The organism is Curtobacterium sp. MCPF17_051, from assembly GCF_003234595.1.
Lineage (GTDB): Bacteria > Actinomycetota > Actinomycetes > Actinomycetales > Microbacteriaceae > Curtobacterium > Curtobacterium flaccumfaciens.
The window spans coordinates 86,432-107,009 of record NZ_QKSE01000014.1; the positions used below are offsets into that span (position 1 = coordinate 86,432).

Sequence of the window (20,578 nt, forward strand, 5' to 3'; positions counted from 1 at the left end):
ACACCGCGGCCGGTCCGCCCACTGCCGACCCGTCGGTATGGTGCTCCGAACTGATCGGGCGACGCTGCCCGGCCCCGAAGAGCAGGGAAGTCACATGGCATCACCGATCGCGGTCACCGCGCCGGCAGCACCGGTGCGCGGCGGGTCGCTGAAGCGGAGCCTCGGGCTCTGGGCGATCGTCGGACTCGGTCTCGGCTACATGACCCCGACGGTCGTGTTCGACACCTTCGGCATCGTCTCCGAGCAGACCGACGGGGCGGTGCCGAGCGCGTACCTCATCGCCCTGGTCATCATGGCGCTCACCGCGATCAGCTACGGGAAGATGGTGCGCGTCTACCCCGCCGCCGGTTCGGCGTACACGTACGTCCGGGAGTCGATGCACCCGAACCTCGGCTTCATGGTCGGCTGGACGTCGCTGCTCGACTACCTGCTGCTGCCGATGGTGAACGCCCTGATCATCCGTCTCTACCTGGAGCAGGTGTTCCCGGGGCTGCCGCCGTGGGTGACCGTCGTCGTCTACTCGGTCTTCGTGACGACGGTGATCTGCCTGTCGATGCGCGGCACGTCGAACCTCAACATGGTGCTGCTCGTCGGTGCGGTCCTGGCGATGATCGCGTTCGTGGTCTTCACCGTCATCGAGCTCTCCCAGGGCGCTGGTGCGGGCACGATCGTCAGCGCCGAACCCTTCGTGCACGACGGCGTGACGATGTCGGCGCTGCTCACCGGGGCGACGGTGGTGTGCTTCTCGTTCATCGGCTTCGACGCCGTGACGATGTACACGGAAGAGGCGAAGTCGATCCGCATCATGCCGAAGGCGATCATGCTGACCGTCCTGCTCGGCGGCGCGATCTTCCTGGTCTCCGCCTACTTCGCCCAGCTCCGCTTCCCCACCAACGCACCCTTCGGCGAGTTCACCGACGACCCGCTCCCCCAGATCGGCCTGCTCGTCGGCGGCCCGGTGTTCCAGGCGGTCCTCGTGTCGGCCGGCTTCGTCGCCGCGCTCGCCTCGGGTCTCGCCTCGCACGCCAGCGTCGCCCGCATGCTCATGGTGATGGGGCGGAACAACGTGCTGCCGAAGCGGGTCTTCGGCTACGTGCACCCCCGCACGCACACCCCGGTGTTCAACGTCGTCTTCGTCGGCGCGGTCACCCTGCTCGCGATGAGTTTCTCGCTCGACACGATCGCGGCCTACATCAACTTCGGCGCCCTCATCGCGTTCACCTTCGTCAACGCCACCGTGATCGTGCACTTCGCGGTCCGGAACGGACGTCGTCACACGGCGGGCGACCGCTGGCGCTACATCGTGCTGCCGGGGGTCGCGATGCTCCTGACCGGGGTGCTCTGGTCGCAGCTCCATGCCGACGCCCTGATCGCAGGAGGAGTGTGGGCGGCGATCGGGTTCGTCTACCTGCTCGTCATCACGAAGGGCTTCCGGGTCGCACCGAAGGGCTTCGACGAGAACCAGCCCGTCACCGGTGTGAACAAGCAGCTGACCGACCAGGCCTGACCGCCACCACGAGAGGACGCCATGTACGCCGTCACCGACCCCTCCACGGGCACGACCCTCGAGACCTACCCGACCATCACGGACGCCGAGCTGCACGACGCCGTCGCAGCCGCCGACCGCACGCACACCGAGTGGTCGCGGACGACGACGGTCGCCGACCGTGCAGCCCTGCTCCACCGGGTCGCGGACCTGTACCGGGAGCGGCACGCCGAGCTCGCCGCCACGATCGTGCGCGAGATGGCGAAGCCGATCGACCAGGCCGAGGGCGAGGTCGACTTCTGCGCCGACATCTACGACTACTACGCGGACCACGCCGAGGCGTTCCTGGCCGACCAGCCGATCACCCTGGCGGACGGGTCCGAGGGGTCCGCGTTCATCCGCAAGGCCTCCATCGGCGTCGTGCTCGGCATCATGCCGTGGAACTTCCCCGCCTACCAGATCGCCCGGTTCGCCGGACCGAACCTGGTCATCGGCAACACCGTCCTGCTGAAGCACGCACCGCAGTGCCCGGAGTCCGCGCTGGCCATCGAGCGGATCTTCCAGGACGCTGGCTTCCCGGCCGGTGCCTACACGAACGTGTTCGCGACGAACGACCAGGTCGCCGACGTCATCGCCGACCCGCGCGTGCAGGGCGTCTCGCTCACGGGTTCGGCGCGCGCCGGTGCCGCGGTCGCCGAGATCGCCGGCCGGAACCTGACGAAGGTGGTGCTCGAACTCGGCGGCTCCGACCCCTTCATCGTGCTGTCTACCGACGACCTGGACGCCGTCGTCGAGTCCGCCGTCACCACTCGGCTCGAGGGCAACGGCCAGGTCTGCAACGCCCCGAAGCGGTTCCTGGTGGTCGACGGCTTGTACGACGACTTCCTGTCGAAGTTCACCGCGGCGATGTCGGCGGTCGAACCGACGGATCCGAGCGTGCCCGGTGCCGAACTCGGCCCGTTGTCGTCCCCGGCCGCGGCCGACCGGCTGCAGGAGCAGCTCGCCGCCGCGGTCGAGCAGGGTGCGACCGTCGTGACGGGCGGCGATCGCCAGGGCAACGCCTTCCTGCCGACGATCCTGACCGACGTCACGCCGGACAACGACGCCTACCGCGAGGAGTTCTTCGGTCCCGTCGCCGCCGTGTACCGCGTCGCCGACGAGGACGAGGCGATCACCCTGGCCAACGACACCCCGTACGGCCTCGGTTCGTACCTGTTCACCACCGACGCCGACCAGGCACTCCGGGTCGCCGACCGGATCGAGGCCGGCATGGTCTACGTGAACATCGTCGGCGCGGACAGCCCGGAGCTGCCGTTCGGTGGCGTCAAGGGCAGTGGCTTCGGCCGTGAGCTCGGCCCCCTGGGGGCCGACGAGTTCGTGAACAAGAAGCTGATCCGCATCGGCTGACCGACGCGAAGACGCCGGCGTCTTCGCGAGACGCCGCCGAATCAGGCGGCGTCTCGATGATGTGACGGCGCCTGACCAAGACGCCGGTGTGTTGCCTCCCGTCCGTCCGTCCGTCGCCGCTCCCGCCTCGCCACCGGAAGACGCCGTCGTCACGCTTCGACGCCGCGGAACGCGCGAGACGCCGCCGGATCCGGCGGCGTCTCGATGGCATGGAGGCGTCGAGCGAACACGCCGGCGTCTCACGCCGCCACGCCACAGCGCTGCCGCGCGACCGCCGCCGCTACTGCTGCGGGTCGGCGGGCTCGCCGCCGGAGTCCGTGTCGCTGTCCTGCGCGGGGTCCTCCGTCGCGTCGCCCGTGGGCGACCCGTCCGGCAGGTCCTCGGTGTACTGCTCCTGGTCCTTCGTGGGGTCGCTGGACCCGTTCGCTGCGTCACTCATGGCCCGGACGGTACGCGTCAACACCTGGACACGTCAGCGGCTGGATGCGGCACGAATCCGTGACCGGTCGAGACGGTTACGGTGTCGAAGCTGCCTGCGGAACAACCGCCAGGATCTCCTCGGCGACCTCGCGACCGATGCGCACTGCGCCGTCGACGTGCTGGTAGCCCTGCCCGGCCAGGTCGCTCGAGGCGAACCGGATCGGACCGACCGCGGCACGCTGGTCGGCGCCGTAGCGGACGAGCCCGCCCAGGTCGAAGCTCGCCGCGTAGGCGCCGCGCGTCCACTCCTCGGTGCCCCAGTCGCTCTCGTAGTAGACGACCGGTCGCAGGGCCTCGTCGCCGTAGTAGTGCGCCAGCGAGGCGAGCACCCGGGCCCGCCGTTCCCCGGTCGACAGCGCGAACAGGTCGTCGGCGTGCTGGTCGGAGACGAACCCGACCAGGGTGCCCTGCTCGGAACCGTGCGAGGTGTTGTCGTACGCCTCGTGCACGACCTCGTACGGGCTGAACGCGGTGCCGGACAGGCCCGCCGCGCGCCAGAAGGGACGGTCGTAGACGGCGTGCACCTTGATCACGAAGCCCATCGACAGGTGCTGGTGGAGCTGGTGCTGACGTCGGGGCAGCGGCGGCTCGTACGAGATCCGCGAGTACAGGGGCGGCGGGACCGCGACGAGGGCCTGTCGGGCGTGCACCTCGATCCCGCCGTCGGCGAGCGCGACGACCCCGTCGTCGCCCCAGCGCAGCGTCCGGACCGGGGCGTTCAGGTGCACGTCGTCGCCGAGGCGCTCAGCGAGCCGCTCGGACACCTGCTGCATGCCGCCGACGACCCGCTTGTCCAGGATGAAGTCGGCGTCGACCAGGTTGGTGAAGCTCCCGGCGGACGCCGCCATCAGCAGGGCCTGCAGCGCCGAGAACGCGTGCGCGGGCTTCGTGAGCATCGCGCCGGCGATGAACAGCTCGACGTTGTCGGTCGCGACCCGGTCCGGGCTCAGGTCGTGCAGCCAGGCGCGGAACGAGACCTCGTCGAGGGCGGCCGCGTCCGGGGTCTCCCAGGGGCGGGCCGGGTCGACCTTCGCGACGTACTCGTCGACGACGGCGACGAGGCGTTCGATCTCGTTCGCCGTGGCCTCCGGCAGGGGGAAGATGTCCCCGGTGTACTCGGTTCGGGTGCCGTCGGCGTCGATGTAGACGCTGGAGCCCTCGCGGTACCGGTCGTACGTCTGCAGGCCGAGCTCGTCGAGGGTCTCGAGCAGTGCGGTCTGGTCGGGCGAGACCCACTGCCCACCGATCTCCAGGGTCACCCCGTCGATGTCGTTCGTCCAGGTGCGGCCCCCCACGCGGTCGCGGGCCTCGAGCACGGCGACCCGCAGGCCGGCAGCCCGCAGGCGGTTCGCGGCGGTGAGACCGGCGACACCGGCTCCGATGACGACGACGTCCTTCTCGATCATCGAGCTGCTCCTTGTGCGGTCGTGGTGCTGTCGGTGTGCCGGAACGGGTCCGGGGTCAGCGTGTACATGGTCTCGAGGTACTCGGCGATGCCCTCGCCGCCGCCCTCGCGACCGAGGCCGGACTGCTTGACGCCGCCGAACGGTGCCGAGGCGTTCGACACGACCCCGGTGTTCAGCCCCAGCATGCCGGTCTCGAGCCGCTCCATCAGGCGCTGCCCGCGTGCCGGGTCCTCGGTGAACGCGTAGCCGACCAGACCGTACTCGGTGTCGTTCGCGGCGGCCACGGCCTCGTCCTCGGTGCGGAACGGGCGGATGGCGAGCACCGGCCCGAAGATCTCGTCGTCGAGGATCGCGCTGCCGGGCTGCACGTCGGTCAGGACGGTCGGCTCGTAGAAGGTGCCGGGTCCGTCGACAGCGTGCCCGCCGGTGCGGAGCGTCGCCCCGCGCTCGACCGCGTCGGTCACCAGTCGATGGGCCTTGTCGACGGCACGGGCGTCGATGAGCGGTCCGATCGCGACGCCGTCCTCGGTGCCTCGACCGACCCGCATGGCCTCGACGCGCTCGGTGACCCGCCGGGTGAATTCGTCCACGACGTCCGCGTGCACCAGGAACCGGTTCGCGGCCGTGCAGGCCTGGCCGGTGTTCCGGAACTTCGCGGCGAGCGCGCCCTCCACCGCGAGGTCGAGGTCGGCGTCGGCGAACACCAGGAACGGGGCGTTGCCCCCGAGCTCCATGCTCGTCCGGAGCACGTTCTGAGCCGCCTGACCGAGCAGCGTGCGTCCGACCGGCGTGGAACCGGTGAAGGACAGCTTCCGCAGGCGGCGGTCGGCGATCACGGGCGCGGAGACGTCGGCGGCCCGGGTGGTCGGGACGACGTTGACCACGCCGGCGGGCACACCGGCCTCGACGAGCAGGTCGGCGAACAGCAGGGTGGTCAACGGCGTCAGTTCGGCCGGCTTCACGACGACGGTGCAGCCGGCGGCGAGCGCCGGTGCGATCTTGCGGGTCGCCATCGCCAACGGGAAGTTCCACGGTGTGATCAGGAACGCGGGTCCGACGGGCTTGTGCGAGACGGTGGCGCGGCCGGTCCCCTCGGGGTTAATGCCGTACGAACCGCCGATCCGGACCGCTTCCTCCGAGAACCAGCGGAGGAACTCGCCGCCGTAGGCGACCTCGCCGCGGGCCTCGGCCAGGGGCTTGCCCATCTCCAGCGTCATCAGGAGCGCGAACTCCTCGCGTCGCCCCTGAAGCAGGTCGAACGCGCGGCGCAGCACCTCGGCGCGCTGCCGCGGGGACGTGGTCGCCCAGCCGTGCCGTGCGGCGACGGCGGCGTCGAGCGCCTTCCGGCCGTCCTCGGGCGAGGCGTCGGCGATGTGCAGCAGTGTTTCGCCGGTCGCAGGGTCGACGACGGCGAAGGTCCCGCCGTCGGCCGCCGGCTGCCAGACGCCGTCGACCAGGAGGCCCGTGGGGACGCGGTCGAGCACCGCCTGTTCGGCGGCTGGTCCGGTGGCGTCGGGGACGCTGGGCCAGGCTGCTGCGGGGATCGTCGCGCTCACGACGCGGCCAGCCCGTCGAGGACGACGGCCAGGCCGTCGCGGAGCAGGTCGTCGTCGATCGACAGCGGCGGCAGGAAGCGCACGACGTTGCCGTACGTGCCGGCCGTGAGGGCGATGACCCCGTGCTCGAACGCGTACTGCACCACCCGTCCGGTGAGCCCGGGGTCAGGATCACCGGTCACGGGGTCGACGAGCTCCATCGCGACCATCGCACCGCGGCCGCGGACGTCGCCGATGCGGGGGTCGTCGGCCTGGGCGCCGCGCAGGGCGTCGAGCAGGACCGTGCCGATCGCCCCGGCGCGCTCGACGAGTCCGTCGTGTTCGAACGCGTCGATGGCCGCGAGGGCTGCGGCGCAGGCGATCGGGTTGCCGCCGTACGTCCCGCCGAGGCCGCCGACGTGGGCGGAGTCCATGATCGCCGCACGCCCGGTCACACCGGACAACGGGAGTCCGCCGGCCATGCCCTTCGCGGTCGTGACGACGTCGGGCACGATCCCCTCGTGCTCGCTGGCGAACATCGCGCCGGTGCGGGCGAACCCGGTCTGGACCTCGTCGGCGATGAACACGACGCCGTTGGCGGTGGCCCACTCGGACAGTGCGGTGAGGAACCCCGGCGCCGGGACGACGAAGCCGCCCTCGCCCTGGATCGGTTCGATCAGGACCGCGGCGGTGTTCGCAGCCCCGACCTGCTTCTCGATCTGGCTGATCGCACGCTTCGCCGCCTCGGGTCCCGACAGCCCGTCGTGGAACGGGTACGACATCGGGACGCGGTAGACCTCGGGTGCGAACGGACCGAAGCCGTTCTTGTAGGGCTGGTTCTTCGCGGTCAACGCCATCGTCAGGTTCGTGCGGCCGTGGTAGGCGTGGTCGAAGACGACGACGGCCTGCCGACCGGTGTGCTTCCGGGCGATCTTGACGGCGTTCTCGACGGCCTCGGCCCCGGAGTTGAACAGCGCCGTCCGCTTCTCGTGGTCGCCGGGGGTCAGACGGTTGAGTGCCTCGGCGACGGCGACGTACCCGTCGTAGGCAGCGATGGTGAAGCACGTGTGCGTGAAGGCAGCCACCTGCTCGGTGACCGCAGCGACCACGCCGGGGTGGGCGTTGCCGACCGACGTCACGGCGATCCCGGACCCGAGGTCGACGAACGAGTTGCCGTCGGCGTCGACCACGACGCCGCCACCGGCCGCGACGACGGTGATGGGCACGGCGACGCCGACCCCGGCCGCGACGGCGACGGCCTTCCGGGCGAGCAACTCCTGCGATCGCGGGCCGGGGACGGCGGTGACGAGCCGTCGTTCCTGGGGCAGCGACGGGCCGCCGGTGGTCGCTCGGGTCGCGGACGCTGCGGTGGAGGACATGCGGCGATGGTAGGAGCCAGCAGCGCGCACTCCCACTGTCCACGGCGTACACCGTCCCCCCGGCAGATCGACCCGGTGGATAGGGTGACGGCATGCCCGCAACGCTGCGCTCCCTGCTGCACCGGGGTGAACTCCACCTGCGCCCACTCAACGACGCGGACGAGCACGCCCTCGATGCCCCGCTGTCCTGGCTGCACAGCTCGGACCTCGAGGACCCGACGCCGTTCCTCTCCGAGGGTCAGGGGCTGCTCACGACCGGCACGCAGTTCGGCGCCGAGGCCGAGGTGCGCGACGACGTCGCCGAGGCCTACGTCCGGCGGCTCGTGGACGGTGGTGTCGTGGCGCTCGGCTTCGGCACCGAGGTGGTCCGCGCCGGCACCCCCGACGCCCTGGTCGCCGCCTGCACCCGGCACGGACTGCCGCTGTTCGAGGTGCCCTACGAGACCTCCTTCATCGCGGTCGCGCAGGCCAACGCCGAAGCGGTCGCGCGGGATGCCAACGCACGCGGTGCCTGGGCCCTCGCCGCGCAGCGGGCCATCTCGCTCGCCGCGATGCGACCCGACGGACTCGGCGCGACCATCGCCGAGCTGTCCCGGCAGCTCGACGGGTGGGTCGGCCTGTTCGACGTCTCCGGTCGGCTCGACCGCGGACACCCCGCTGACGGGCTGCCCGCTGCCGACCTCGACCTCCTGCGGACCGAGGCGCTACGGCTGCTGCGCTCCGGCCAGCGGGCGAGCCTGCCGGTCGCCACGGACGGTGGTGGCGGGTACACCCTGCAGACGCTCGGCAGCGGCGGGCACCTGAGCGGCGTGCTCGCGATCGCGAACGGCGGAGCCCTCGACCGGGCCGGACGCGAGGTCGTCACGGCCGTCATCGCCCTGGCCGGCCTCGCCCTGCAGCAGAACCGTGAACTCGCCCGCGCCCGGGGACTCCTGCGCACCGGACTCCTCACGATGCTGTCCGTCGGCGAACCCGAGGTGGTGCAGGCGACGTCACGCGAGGTGTGGGGGCCGCTGCCCGCCGAACCCGTCCGGATCGCCGCTGTCGACGTCCTCGACCACGACCTCGACACCGTGGTCGACCTGCTCGAACTGTGGGTGCAGGACCGGCCGGGGCACCTGTTCTTCGCGGTCGACGACGCCCTGTTCCTCTGCGTGAACGCGGACGACACCGGGATCGTCGCTGAACTCGTCGACCGCTTCGACCTGCGCGCCGGCCTGTCCGACGGCACTGCGTACCGGTCGTTCGGACGCGCCCGCACCGAGGCAGTGCAGGCACTCGACCGACGCCGTGAAGGACGCCCGGGCACCACCGAGTTCGGCGACCTCGCGCGCGAGGGCGTCCTCGCCCACCTCGCCCACGTCGACGTGGACGCCGGTGCCGTCGCCCGCGCGTTCCTCGCCCCGCTGCTCGACCACGACCGCACGGCCGGCACCGAGCTCACGGGCACCGTCCGGACCTGGCTGCAGGAGAACTGCGAGTACGACCGGGCCGCACGGGTCCTCGGCATCCACCGGCACACCGCCCGCGCCCGGGTGGAGCACGCGGGAAGGCTCCTCGACCGTGACCTCTCCGTCTTCTCGACCCGGGCCGACCTCTGGGCAGCCTTCGTGGTCGAGGGCGCGTGACGCGCGGATACGGTGGGACGATGCCGTCGACACCGGCCCGCCGGCGCCTGAGCCCGGCCGAACGCGAAGACCAGATCACGGCGGCCTCCGTCGACCTGGCGCGCGCCGAGGGCCTCGCGGCGGTGACGCTCCGCGGGGTCGCCGCCGTGATCGGGGTCGCGCCCTCGCTCGTCGCCCACTACCGCCCGAGCATGGAGGACCTGGTCGGCGAGACGTTCCGCACCGTCGCGGTCGCCGAGGTCGCCGAGGTCCGCGCGGTCGTCGCCGCTGCGCCCGACCCCGTCTCCCGCCTCCGCACCCTGCTCGGCTGCATCGCCGATCCCGCCCGCGACGACGTCGCCACCCTGTGGGCCGACGCGTGGAGCATCGGCCGCACGAACGCGGCACTGGCGACCGCGGCGCGGGACGTCATGGACGACTGGCAGCTCCTCGCGACCACGGTCGTCGTCGAGGGTGTGCGCGCGGGCGTGCTGCACACCGACGACCCGGACGGCGTCGGACGCCTGCTCTTCGCGCTCGTCGACGCCACCAACGGGTACGCCCTGGTCGACTACCTCGACCGCCCGACCCGCGAGGGGCTGGTCCGCACGACGATCGCGCGAGCGGTGGGCCTGGACGGGTCAGCCCTGTCGGGGTGACGCCCGCCGCAGCGCCACCCACTGCAGCAGCATGATCGTCTTGCCGTCGGCGATCCGACCGTCCGCCACCATCGCGAGCGCCTCGTCGAGCTGCACCTCGAGCACCTCGATGTCCTCGCCCTCGTCCTCCACGCCGCCACCGGCCTCGACACGGTCAGCCGGGGTGTACGCGCCGAGGTAGAAGTGGACCCGCTCGGTGACCGAACCGGGGCTCATGAACACGTCGCCCAGGTGCTCGAGCGCACCGAGCCGGATGCCGAGCTCCTCGGCCGCTTCACGCCGCACCGCGGTCTCGGGGTCGTCCTCGTCGAGCAGTCCCGCCGCGGCCTCGACCAACATGCCGTCCGGATGTCCGTTCACGTACGCCGGCCACCGGAACTGCCGCGTGAGCAGGACGGTGCCGCGCTCGGCGTCGTACGGCAGGACCGTCGCACCGTTGCCGCGGTCGTAGGTCTCGCGCTGCTGCCGGTCCCACCGACCGTCACGGCGCCGGACGTCGAGGGTCGTGCGGCGGAGCACGTGCCAGCCGTTCGACACCACCTCGACGTCCCGCACGACGACGTCGGGGTTGCGGTCGAGGGCACGGCCCACGGCGTCGAGTCCGATGCGGCCGCGGTCGTCGGGCACGTCGACTCCGGGACGGTGGACGGTCGTGCGTTCCTCGGTCACCCGGTCACCGTAGCGGGCCACCTCGGCAGGACTCCGTCCGCTCGGTACGCTCGACGTGCCGCACCAGGGAGCGGCAGAGGACGGTGCAGCATGACCAGGACGTTCATCCTCCGACGACCGGACCGACCGCAGGTGGTCACCGTGTCCTTCGTGCTGTGGCTGGTGTGGGTGGCAGCCTGCGTCGCCGCCACCGTGCACCGGTTCTTCGCGACGGACGCGGCGGTCGGCCAGGCACCGGTCCTCGCCGGGATCGTCGCGCTGGTGCTCTGGGCCCTGGTGACGTGGGCGGTGTTCCGGATGGCCGCGGGGTCCCGGGTCGCGCGCATCGTGCTCGTCGCCGTCGCGGCCTTCCGCGCGCTCCTGAGCCTCACCGGCGGCGAACTCGCGGTCCTGACGATCGCGCTGTCGGTCGTCGCCGCGGTCCTGCTCTTCCTGCCCAGCGCGCGCCCGTTCTTCGCCTCGCAGCAGGCACGGAGAGCCGACCACGGGTTCGACGGAACCGGCGTGTCGGGGCCGAGCCGTGCCTCCAGGCCGGATGCCGACCACACGACGGACGCCGATGGGGCCTGACAGCCGGGAACCGCGGACGACTCCGAAGAAACAGGAAAGGCCCCGGATTCCTCCGGGGCCTTTCCTGTTTTCGCCTGGTGCGCGAGGGGGGACTTGAACCCCCACGCCGTTTCCAGCACACGGACCTGAACCGTGCGCGTCTACCAATTCCGCCACTCGCGCCAGCCCCGAAACACTACCACGCACAGACGGGTGTCAACGCCAACCACTACCATGCAGTGGTTGACGACCGACGACACGGGAGACGCATGGGCCTGCTGGACAACTTCGAGCGAGGGTTGGAACGCGCCGTCAACGGCGCGTTCGCGAAGACCTTCCGCTCCGGGGTGCAGCCCGTCGAGATCTCGAGCGCCCTGCGGCGCGAGCTCGACACGAAGGCCGCAGTGGTCTCCCGCGAGCGCATCCTCGTGCCGAACGAGTTCACCGTGCGTCTGGCACCGCCGGACTTCACGCGCATGAACGACGTCGGTCGCCCGCTAGTCGACGAACTGACCCAGATGGTGCACCAACACGCCGTCGCGCAGAACTACTCGTTCTCCGGCCCTGTCACCATCCGACTCCAGCAGGACGGCACGCTCTCGACGGGGATCCTGCAGGTCGACTCCACCACCGTGCAGCGCGATGTGGCCTGGATCCCGGTGCTCGACATCGGCTCGCAGCGACACCGTCTGCACCGCGGGCGCACGGTGATCGGGCGCGGCAGCGACGCCGACATCACCATCGCGGACACCGGGACGAGCCGGAAGCACGTCGAGTTGCTGTGGGACGGCAAGCACGCCCAGGCCACCGATCTCGGCTCCACGAACGGCTCGAAGCTGAACGGTCAGCACTTCCAGCAGGCGATCGTCGAGCCGGACTCCACCATCGAGATCGGTCGTACCCGTATGGTGTTCCGGGTGATCCCGGAGAACGACGGAGGTGCTCGATGACCACAGGCCTGACCCTGCTCGTCCTGCGCTTCGCCTTCCTCGCGGTGCTCTGGCTGTTCGTCTTCGTGATCGTGTTCGCCCTGCGCAGCGATCTCTTCGGCCAGCGCGTCCGCACGATCCCGACCGATCCCAAGTCGGCGCCGTCCGGACCGAGCACCCCCACCGTCCCTGCTGCGGCGGCCCCCGGCCCCGCCTCGAGCGGTGCGTTCACCGACGTGATCGGCCAACCCGGTGGTGCGCAGCGTCCCGCCTCGCCGGCCGCGTCCCGCCTGGTCATCACCGAGGGTGCGCGCGAGGGCATGGAGATGCCCCTGGGCGGCGGCCCGATCACGATCGGGCGTTCGAGCGAGTCGAACGTCGTGATCCGTGACGACTACACCTCGACCAACCACGCCCGCCTCGACCTCCGCGCCGACGGCTGGCTCCTCACCGACCTCGAGTCCACGAACGGCACCTTCGTCAACGGTCAGAAGGTGAGCGCTCCCGTCCTCGTGGCGGAGGGCACGCCCATCACGATCGGGACGACGACGTTCGAGCTGCGGCGGTAACCCGGCATGACCGCTCGCACGCTGAGCGCCGCTGTGTCCCACGTGGGGCGCATCCGCGCGAACAACCAGGACTCCGGCTACGCCGGGGCGCACCTGTTCGCGGTGGCGGACGGCATGGGCGGCCACGCCGGCGGTGACGTCGCCTCGGCGATCGCGATCCGACGCATCCGCGAGGTCGACCGCGAGTTCCCGTCGGCACACGACGCCGAGTTCGCGCTGCAGTCGGCACTCATCGCGGCGAACCAGCTGATCACCGAGACCGTGTTCGAGCACCAGGAGCTCACCGGCATGGGCACCACGGTGTCCGCGATGATCCGCGTCGGCGAGCAGATCGCGATCGCGCACATCGGCGACTCCCGCATCTACCGTCACCGCGACGGCGAGCTGCAGCAGATCACGTCCGACCACACCTTCGTCCAGCGGCTCGTCGACAGCGGCCGGATCACGCCGGAGGAAGCCGCGGTCCACCCGCGTCGCTCCGTGCTGATGCGCGTGCTGGGTGACGTCGACGCCGCACCCGAGGTCGACACGGCGATCATGGACATCCAGCCGGGCGACCGCTGGTTGCTCTGCTCCGACGGCCTGTCCTCGTACCTGGCCGAAGAGCGCATCCGCCACGCCCTGGCCTCGAACATGGACGCCAACCAGGTCACGCAGCGCCTGGTGAAGGAGACGCTCGACCACGGCGCCCCCGACAACGTCACCGTCGTGGTGATGGACGTCACGGACACCGAACCCGAGGACGACGACGACGCGGCCACCACGGTCGGCTCCGCTGCGGCACCGCTCACCTTCGAGGCGTCGACCGGCCGCAAGCCGATCCGCCTCCCCACGATCCTGCTGCACCCGCTCAAGGTCACCACCGCTCCGGAGGACTCGCACTTCGAGCCCGAGTCCGACCAGTTCTTCGCCGAGCTCATTGCCGAGGACCGCCGACGTCGCATCCGCCGTCGGGTGTCCTGGACCGTCGCGCTCGTGGTCGCGGTCGCCGTGCTCGTCGGCGCGGTGTTCGTCGGCTGGCGGATCACGCAGGACCACTACTACGTCGGCACCGACCGCGGCACCGTCGCGATCTACAAGGGCGTGCAGCAGTCGATCGGGCCGTTGGCCTTGTCGGACGTGTACGAGGACACCGACATCGCAGTCTCGTCGCTGCCGGACTACACCCGCGAGAACGTCCGCTCGACGATCAACGCACAGTCCCTCACCGACGCCCGTGACATCGTCGACCGTCTGCGCAAGGCCGCCGCGACCGGCGAGGACCAGGCCGGCACCGGTGGGGACGGCGACGCCAGCTCGTCACCGTCGCCCTCGCCGACGCGATCAACGTCGCCGAGTCCGACGCGGAGCCCGCGATGAGCAACGCCACGGCCGCCCAGTCCTTCACCCAGGCGATCACGATCAAGCTCCGGGAGCCCGCCCGCGCGCGGAACCTCGAGCTCTTCCTGCTCGTCATCGCATGCGGCATCTGCGCGGGTGCGATGGTGCTCGTGCAGCTCGGCACCAAGGGCCGGCTGTTCGACCAGTCGGTGCTCTGGGTCGGCGGTGGCATCCTCGGCCTCGCGCTCGTCATGCACGTGGTGCTGCGCGTCGTGGCGAAGAACGCCGACCCGTTCATCCTGCCGATCGCGCTCGTCCTGAACGGCATCGGCATCGCCGAGATCTACCGCATCGACGTCCACAACGGCCTGTCGGGCTGGGACGCCATCGGCGTGAAGCAGATCGTCTGGACGATGCTCGCGATGGTCCTGGCGATCATCACGCTCGTCGCCGTCCGGAACCACCGGTTCCTGCAGCGGTACCGGTACATCTTCATGGCGCTGACGATCGTCCTGCTGCTCCTGCCGATGCTGCCGGGCATCGGCACGAACATCGGTGGCGCCCGGGTCTGGATCAGGATCGGCCCGTTCTCGTTCCAGCCCGGTGAACTCGCGAAGATCACCATGGCGCTGTTCTTCGCCGGGTACCTCGTCACCGCCCGGGACTCGCTGTCGATCGTCGGCAAGAAGTTCCTCGGCATGACGTTCCCGCGCGCCCGCGACCTCGGCCCGATCCTGGTGATGTGGGGCGCCGCGATGGCCGTCCTCGTGTTCCAGCGCGACCTCGGCACCGCCCTGCTCTACTTCGGCCTGTTCCTCGTGATGATCTACGTCGCCACGGCACGGATCAGCTGGGTCGCGATCGGTCTCACGCTGTTCATCGGTGGTGCCCTCGTCGCACAGAGTGTCCTGGAGTACGTGCGCGGCCGCTTCGAACAGTGGCTCGACCCGTTCAACCAAGAGGTCTTCAGCCGCGACACCCAGGCGAGCTACCAGCTCGTGCAGGGCCTGTTCGGCTTCGCGAACGGCGGGATCACCGGAACCGGGCTCGGGCAGGGCAGGCCGTACATCACGCCGGTCGCCAACGCCGACTACATCGTCGCGTCGCTCGGTGAAGAGCTCGGCCTGATCGGCGTCTTCGCGATCCTCGCCCTCTTCATCGTGTTCGCATCGCGTGGCATCCGCGTCGGGTTCATGGCGCAGGACGACTTCGGCAAGCTGCTCGGTGTCGGCTTCGGCTTCATCATCGCCCTGCAGGTGTTCGTGGTCGTCGGCGGCATCACCCGGATCATCCCCGTGACGGGCCTGACGACGCCGTTCATGGCCGCCGGTGGTTCGTCGCTCATCGCCAACTGGATCATCGCCGCGATGCTGCTGCGCCTGACCGACTCGATCCCCGCCGAACAGCGTGTCCAGCAGGGCGCGCTCCCCGCCGCGAGCGGGCGGACCAGGAAGGAGCGTCGTCGATGAACCGACAGCTCCGCGGTGTCTCGACCGTCATCGTGCTCATGTTCGTCGCCCTCTTCGTGTCGACGACGTCGATCCAGTTCTTCGCAGCGGACTCGTTGCGCGCCGACTCCCGGAACTCCCGAACCATCCTGGACAGTTACTCGACCAAGCGCGGCGCGATCCTCGTGGACGGCAGCCCGATCGCCGAGTCGACGCCGGTGGACGACCAGTACCAGTACCAGCGGAAGTACACGAACGGCGACCTGTACTCGGCGGTGACCGGGTACTTCACGATCGGGCAGGGCAACACCGGCATCGAGAGCGCGGAGAACACCGTGCTCTCGGGCAACTCGGACGCCTCGTTCTTCCAGAACCTCAACTCGATCCTCACCGGCCAGGACGTCCAGGGCGACAACGTCAACCTGACCATCGACCCCGACGTGCAGCAGGCCGCGTACGACGCCCTCGGCACCAACAGCGGTGCCGTCGTCGCGATCCAACCGAAGACCGGCAAGATCCTCGCGATGGTCTCGAAGCCGAGCTACGACCCGAACTCGCTCACCTCGCACGACACGGCCGAGGTCAAGCGGCAGTACGACGCCCTGCTCGGCGCCGACACCGCCCCGCTGCAGAACCGCGCCATCGGCGGTGACCTGTACACACCCGGGTCGGTGTTCAAGCTCGTGGTGGCCTCTGCGGCACTCGAGGGTGGCAAGTACAACCTCGACTCCACGTTCCCGAACCCGTCGCGACTGCAGCTGCCCGGGACGAGCTCGTACATCAACAACGCCGAGGGCGGCACCTGCGGCGGCGGCGACAAGGTCAAGCTCCGCACGGCCATCCAGTACTCGTGCAACATCCCCTTCGCCGAACTCGGCCAGAAGCTCGGGTACGACGCGATCAAGAGCATGGCCGACAAGTACGGCTTCGGCGACGCGATCGAGATCCCGATGGCTGCCACCGCGAGCCAGTACCCCGACGTCGACTCGACGGCCCAGCTCATGCTGAGCGCCTTCGGCCAGGCCAGCGTCCGGGTCTCCCCGCTGCAGATGGCGATGGTGTCGGCCGGCATCGCGAACGACGGCAAGGTCATGCAGCCCTCACTCATCGACTCGATCACCACGAGCGACCTGAAGACGGTCGAGTCCTTCTCCCCGAGGCAGTACAGTGATCCGCTGTCGCCCTCCGAGTCCGCTGACCTCACCGAGGCCATGCAGAGCGTCGTGAGCGCGGGGACCGGTACCAATGCCAAGATCGACGGTGTCGACGTCGCCGGCAAGACCGGCACGGCCGAAGGTGGCACCGGCGATCCCTACACGCTCTGGTTCACGGGGTTCGCCCCCGCCAAGGACCCGGAGGTCGCCGTGGCGGTCGTCGTCGGCAACGGCGGCGGGCTCGGGCAGTCCGGAGTCGGCAACACGGTCGCGGCCCCGGTCGCGAAGAAAGTCATGGAGGCGGTGCTGAACAAATGAGACCCACCAGCGGACTCACCTTCGGTGGGCGGTACCAGCTCTCCTCCCGGGTCGCCATCGGCGGCATGGGCGAGGTGTGGCAGGCGACCGACCTCGTCATCGGCCGAACCGTCGCACTCAAGATCCTCAAGGACGAGTACCTCGGTGACCCCGGTTTCCTCGAGCGCTTCCGCGCCGAGGCCCGGCACGCTGCCCTCGTCAACCACGAGGGCATCGCCAACGTCTTCGACTACGGCGAAGAGGACGGCAGCGCCTACCTCGTGATGGAGCTCGTCCCCGGCGAGGCCCTGTCGACCATGATCGAGCGCGAGCACACGCTTCCGGTCGACAAGGTGCTGGACATCGTCGCGCAGACCGCGAACGCCCTGCAGGCCGCACACGCGGTCGGCCTGGTGCACCGCGACATCAAGCCCGGCAACCTGCTCATCACGCCCGATGGTCGCGTCAAGATCACCGACTTCGGCATCGCCCGCATCGCCGACCAGGTCCCGCTCACCGCGACCGGCCAGGTGATGGGCACGGTGCAGTACCTGTCGCCCGAGCAGGCGAGCGGCCACCCCGCTTCGCCGTCGACCGACATCTACTCGCTCGGCATCGTCGCGTACGAGGCCCTGGCGGGTCGTCGTCCGTTCACGGGCGAGTCGCAGGTCGCGATCGCGATGGCACACATCAACGAGCAGCCGCCGCCGCTGCCCGGGGACATCCCGGAGCCCGTCTCGGCCCTGGTCATCTCGTGCATCGCGAAGAAGCCCGCCGACCGTCCCGCGACGGCCGCCAACCTCGCCCGTGCCGCACAGGCGCTGCGTCGAGGTGACGTCGCCGCTGCCACCGTGGCCGTCCCCGCGATCGCGCAGAACGGCACCGTCGCGTTCAACCCGCCGCAGGGCCAGGGGAACGACGCAGCCACCGCACTCCTCGGTACCCAGGCCGGCGCGATGGTCGGCGGACCAGGGACCCCGGGGTCCCCCGTCGGTGAGGAGCCCGAGGAGCCGAAGAAGAAGCGCGCCTGGATCTGGTGGGTCGTCGGTGTCGTCGTCCTGCTCGCCGTCGCAGCCGTCATCGGAGCCGTCGCGCTGAACGGTGCAGGTGACCCCGAGCCGGCTCCGACGAAGAGCTCGAGCTCGCCGAAGCCGACCCGCAGCCAGACCCCGACGCCGACCGCGACCCCCTCACCGAGCCGAGTGACGGTGTCCCTGGCGGACTACACCGGCGTGAAGGCGACGGACGCCCAGGCGCGCCTGCAGCAGCTCGGACTCGAGGCGACGATCGTCGACGGCGACCCGGCTTCCGACGCCGGTCAGGTCGGCACGGTGCAGTCGCTCGACCCCACCGGCAACCTCGAACCCGGCACGCTCGTGACCATCAAGGCGTACACCGCGGTGCCGACGGTCACGACCGCGCCCGATGCCCCGACCGCCGGGACGGTCTCGGCGGACGGCAAGGTGACGTTCTCGTGGAACGCCTTCACGGCGTGCCCGGCGGGTCACTCGCTGAGCGGGTACACCTACACGATCAACAACGGCACCGACGCGAAGAACCAGTCGACCGGCACCGTGACCACGACCTCGATCGAGGTCACCGGCGCCGAACCCGGCACGATCTCGCTCTCGTACACGGCGAAGTGCGGCGACCTGACCTCGCCGAGCTCGTCCACCACGAGCGCCACGTGGGAGGCTACCGACGAGCCGACCATAGACCCGAACGACGGCATCAACCCGACGGAGACCCCGCAGGACTGACACCCGGCCCCCGGATGGGGACTGTCGACACCGTTCGGTAACGGTTCGGTCGAGCGCGCGGTGACCGGCCTCCCACCAGGTGGGGCTGCCGTACACTAGCCCGGACCGACAGACGGAGGAGTACGTGCCAGAAGGTGTGACCGCGGGGATCACGCTCCTCGCGAATCGCTACGAGATCGGTGACGTCATCGGTCGGGGCGGCATGGCGACCGTGCACCTCGGCAACGACACCCGCCTCGGCCGGAAGGTCGCGGTGAAGCTCCTCAAGCCGAGCCTCGCGAACGACCCGGTCTTCCGCACGCGGTTCCGCCAGGAAGCCCAGGCCGCTGCGCGCATGGCACACCCGACCGTCGTCCGCGTGTACGACGCCGGCGAAGAGACGGTGTCGGAGCCGTCGGGTGCCGAGGTGCAGGTCCCCTTCATCGTGATGGAGTACGTCGAGGGTCGGCCGCTCTCCGACATCATCGCCGAGGGTGCCGTCGCCCCGGACGAGGCCGTCCGCATCACCGAGGGCATCCTCACGGCGCTCGAGTACTCGCACCGGGCGGGCGTCGTGCACCGCGACATCAAACCGGCCAACGTGATGGTCACGCACAGCGGCCAGGTCAAGGTCATGGACTTCGGCATCGCGCGGGCCATCACCGACACCTCGGCCACGGTTGCGCAGACCACGTCGATCCTCGGTACCGCGTCGTACTTCTCACCGGAGCAGGCCCGCGGCGAGACCGTGGACGCCCGTACCGACCTGTACTCGACCGGCGTCGTGCTCTTCGAGCTCCTCACCGGTCGCGCGCCGTTCCTCGGTGACACCCCGGTCGCGGTCGCGTACCAGCACGTCAGTGAGCAGCCCGTCGCGCCGTCCACCATCACCCCCGCGATCTCCCCGGCGCTCGACGCGGTCACACTCCACGCCCTCGTCAAGGACCGCACCCGCCGGTTCCAGAACGCCGCCGAGTTCCGCTCCGATCTGCAACAGGCCGCCGCCGGGCACGTCCCGGCATCGACGAAGAAGCTGCAGCAGAACGCCGCGAACGACGCCTCGACGGTGTTGTTCGGGGTCGATCCGCGCATGACCTCGAACGCCGCGTCGGCCTTCCGTGAGCTCGACGACGACACCGCCGAACACCGTCCGCAGCGCACGCAGAACCGCCCGCCCGTCGCGTGGATCTGGGTCGGCGTCCTGCTGACGGTCGCCGTCGTGGTCGGGGTCGTCTTCTTCGTGGCGAACCTGCAGCCGGGCAAGCCACCGGTGTCGTCCTCGGTCTCGGTGCCGAACGTCGCCGGGTTGTCCTACGACGCCGCCGCCGCCGCGTTGGAGAAGCGCGACCTGAAGGCGGTCCAGGTCGAGGAGAACTCCGACGACGTCGACAAGGGGACGGTCATCCGCACCGACCCCGGCTCAGGGATCAACGTCGGACGCAGCCAGAGCGTGAACGTCATCGTGTCCTCGGGTCCGGAGCCCGTTGCCGTCCCCGAGCTGAGCGGCCAGTCACAGGCAGCAGCACAGCAGGCGTTGGACAGCGCGGGCTTCACACTCGGCGCCATCACGTCCGGGTACTCGCCCGATGTCCCCTCCGGCACCGTGATGAGCTCCGATCCAGCGTCAGGCTCGATCCAGACCAAGGGCTCCGCGGTGAACCTCACGGTCTCGAACGGCAAGGTGCAGCTGCCGAACGTGACGAACCAGCCGTACACCGAATCCAAGGCGTCCCTCGAGCAACTCGGACTGACGGTCGCTCCGGCACCGTCGAACTCGTGCACCGGCGGCCTGGTCACCCAGCAGAGCACCCCACAGGGCGACATCGCCCAGGGCAGCACCGTCACCTTGGCCTACTGCGCGGCACCGAACGAACCGGCGAAGAACCCGACCCCGAGCGGCGACAACGGCGACCGCGGCGGTGACGGTGACGACGGACGCTGACGG

Annotated in this window: 17 protein-coding genes and 1 tRNA gene; 12 read left to right on the forward strand and 6 right to left on the reverse strand. The window is 70.3% G+C overall.

Translation table 11 applies throughout. The features are described 5' to 3' along the window. Positions 1 to 94 precede the first annotated feature (94 nt). Both DEJ35_RS12370 and DEJ35_RS12375 read left to right on the forward strand, forming a co-directional pair. On the forward strand, positions 95 to 1,507 hold the full coding sequence (locus tag DEJ35_RS12370) for an APC family permease (RefSeq protein WP_111090807.1): 1,413 nt from the start codon (positions 95 to 97) through the stop codon (positions 1,505 to 1,507). A 21-nt stretch (positions 1,508 to 1,528) separates the two neighbouring features. After that, positions 1,529 to 2,893, forward strand: coding sequence for an NAD-dependent succinate-semialdehyde dehydrogenase (locus DEJ35_RS12375; RefSeq protein WP_111192831.1), 1,365 nt, complete (start codon positions 1,529 to 1,531; stop codon positions 2,891 to 2,893). A gap of 280 nt (positions 2,894 to 3,173) precedes the next feature. On the opposite strand, the gene DEJ35_RS17345 is transcribed toward DEJ35_RS12375, so the two are convergent. From DEJ35_RS17345 to gabT, 4 genes are all read right to left on the reverse strand, one after another. Beyond that, on the reverse strand, positions 3,174 to 3,332 hold the full coding sequence (locus tag DEJ35_RS17345) for a hypothetical protein (protein ID WP_181420130.1): 159 nt from the start codon (positions 3,330 to 3,332) through the stop codon (positions 3,174 to 3,176). 76 nt (positions 3,333 to 3,408) lie between these two features. Further along, on the reverse strand, positions 3,409 to 4,779 hold the full coding sequence (locus DEJ35_RS12380) for an NAD(P)/FAD-dependent oxidoreductase (RefSeq protein WP_110861924.1): 1,371 nt from the start codon (positions 4,777 to 4,779) through the stop codon (positions 3,409 to 3,411). Beyond that, positions 4,776 to 6,263: an NAD-dependent succinate-semialdehyde dehydrogenase gene (locus DEJ35_RS12385; protein WP_111192843.1), complete on the reverse strand. Its 1,488-nt coding sequence runs from the start codon at positions 6,261 to 6,263 to the stop codon at positions 4,776 to 4,778. Before DEJ35_RS12385 ends, DEJ35_RS12380 begins: the two co-directional genes overlap by 4 nt. Before the next feature lie 68 nt (positions 6,264 to 6,331). Next, entirely contained in the window at positions 6,332 to 7,693 is a 1,362-nt protein-coding gene (gene gabT / locus DEJ35_RS12390) for a 4-aminobutyrate--2-oxoglutarate transaminase (protein WP_111192832.1), read from the reverse strand. A gap of 92 nt (positions 7,694 to 7,785) precedes the next feature. Between gabT and DEJ35_RS12395 the strand changes: the two genes are divergently transcribed. Continuing rightward, on the forward strand, positions 7,786 to 9,321 hold the full coding sequence (locus tag DEJ35_RS12395) for a PucR family transcriptional regulator (RefSeq protein ID WP_110861920.1): 1,536 nt from the start codon (positions 7,786 to 7,788) through the stop codon (positions 9,319 to 9,321). Positions 9,322 to 9,341: 20 nt separating this feature from the next. Then, positions 9,342 to 9,959: a TetR family transcriptional regulator gene (locus DEJ35_RS12400; RefSeq protein WP_110861918.1), complete on the forward strand. Its 618-nt coding sequence runs from the start codon at positions 9,342 to 9,344 to the stop codon at positions 9,957 to 9,959. On the opposite strand, the gene DEJ35_RS12405 is transcribed toward DEJ35_RS12400, so the two are convergent. Further along, a complete protein-coding gene (locus DEJ35_RS12405; RefSeq protein ID WP_111123772.1) occupies positions 9,942 to 10,628 on the reverse strand; it encodes an NUDIX domain-containing protein in 687 nt (228 codons plus the stop codon). The genes DEJ35_RS12400 and DEJ35_RS12405 overlap by 18 nt on opposite strands. 90 nt (positions 10,629 to 10,718) lie before the next feature. Between DEJ35_RS12405 and DEJ35_RS12410 the strand changes: the two genes are divergently transcribed. Continuing rightward, positions 10,719 to 11,198, forward strand: coding sequence for a hypothetical protein (locus DEJ35_RS12410; RefSeq protein ID WP_111192833.1), 480 nt, complete (start codon positions 10,719 to 10,721; stop codon positions 11,196 to 11,198). A gap of 75 nt (positions 11,199 to 11,273) precedes the next feature. Here DEJ35_RS12410 and DEJ35_RS12415 read toward each other — a convergent pair. Then, positions 11,274 to 11,360, reverse strand: a tRNA-Leu gene (locus DEJ35_RS12415). Between the two features lie 86 nt (positions 11,361 to 11,446). Here DEJ35_RS12415 and DEJ35_RS12420 point away from each other — a divergent pair. From DEJ35_RS12420 to pknB, 7 genes are all read left to right on the forward strand, one after another. Then, positions 11,447 to 12,127, forward strand: coding sequence for a DUF3662 and FHA domain-containing protein (locus DEJ35_RS12420; protein ID WP_111192834.1), 681 nt, complete (start codon positions 11,447 to 11,449; stop codon positions 12,125 to 12,127). Next, positions 12,124 to 12,675 (forward strand): FHA domain-containing protein, encoded by a 552-nt coding sequence (locus DEJ35_RS12425; RefSeq protein ID WP_110861913.1) that lies wholly within the window; start codon positions 12,124 to 12,126, stop codon positions 12,673 to 12,675. Before DEJ35_RS12420 ends, DEJ35_RS12425 begins: the two co-directional genes overlap by 4 nt. A 6-nt stretch (positions 12,676 to 12,681) precedes the next feature. After that, positions 12,682 to 14,034 carry a Stp1/IreP family PP2C-type Ser/Thr phosphatase gene (locus DEJ35_RS12430; protein WP_110861911.1) on the forward strand — a complete coding sequence of 451 codons (1,353 nt, stop codon included), beginning with the start codon at positions 12,682 to 12,684 and terminating at the stop codon, positions 14,032 to 14,034. Continuing rightward, positions 14,031 to 15,464 (forward strand): FtsW/RodA/SpoVE family cell cycle protein, encoded by a 1,434-nt coding sequence (locus DEJ35_RS12435; protein ID WP_110861909.1) that lies wholly within the window; start codon positions 14,031 to 14,033, stop codon positions 15,462 to 15,464. The genes DEJ35_RS12430 and DEJ35_RS12435 overlap by 4 nt, the downstream gene beginning before the upstream one ends. Beyond that, the gene (locus tag DEJ35_RS12440) at positions 15,461 to 16,915 is read left to right on the forward strand and encodes a penicillin-binding protein 2 (RefSeq protein WP_110861907.1); all 1,455 of its coding nucleotides are present in this window, start codon (positions 15,461 to 15,463) and stop codon (positions 16,913 to 16,915) included. The genes DEJ35_RS12435 and DEJ35_RS12440 overlap by 4 nt, the downstream gene beginning before the upstream one ends. Next, a complete protein-coding gene (locus DEJ35_RS12445; protein WP_111192835.1) occupies positions 16,912 to 18,654 on the forward strand; it encodes a serine/threonine-protein kinase in 1,743 nt (580 codons plus the stop codon). The genes DEJ35_RS12440 and DEJ35_RS12445 overlap by 4 nt, the downstream gene beginning before the upstream one ends. Before the next feature lie 124 nt (positions 18,655 to 18,778). Further along, positions 18,779 to 20,575 (forward strand): Stk1 family PASTA domain-containing Ser/Thr kinase, encoded by a 1,797-nt coding sequence (pknB, locus tag DEJ35_RS12450; protein ID WP_258369917.1) that lies wholly within the window; start codon positions 18,779 to 18,781, stop codon positions 20,573 to 20,575. The last annotated feature ends 3 nt before the right edge of the window (positions 20,576 to 20,578 follow it).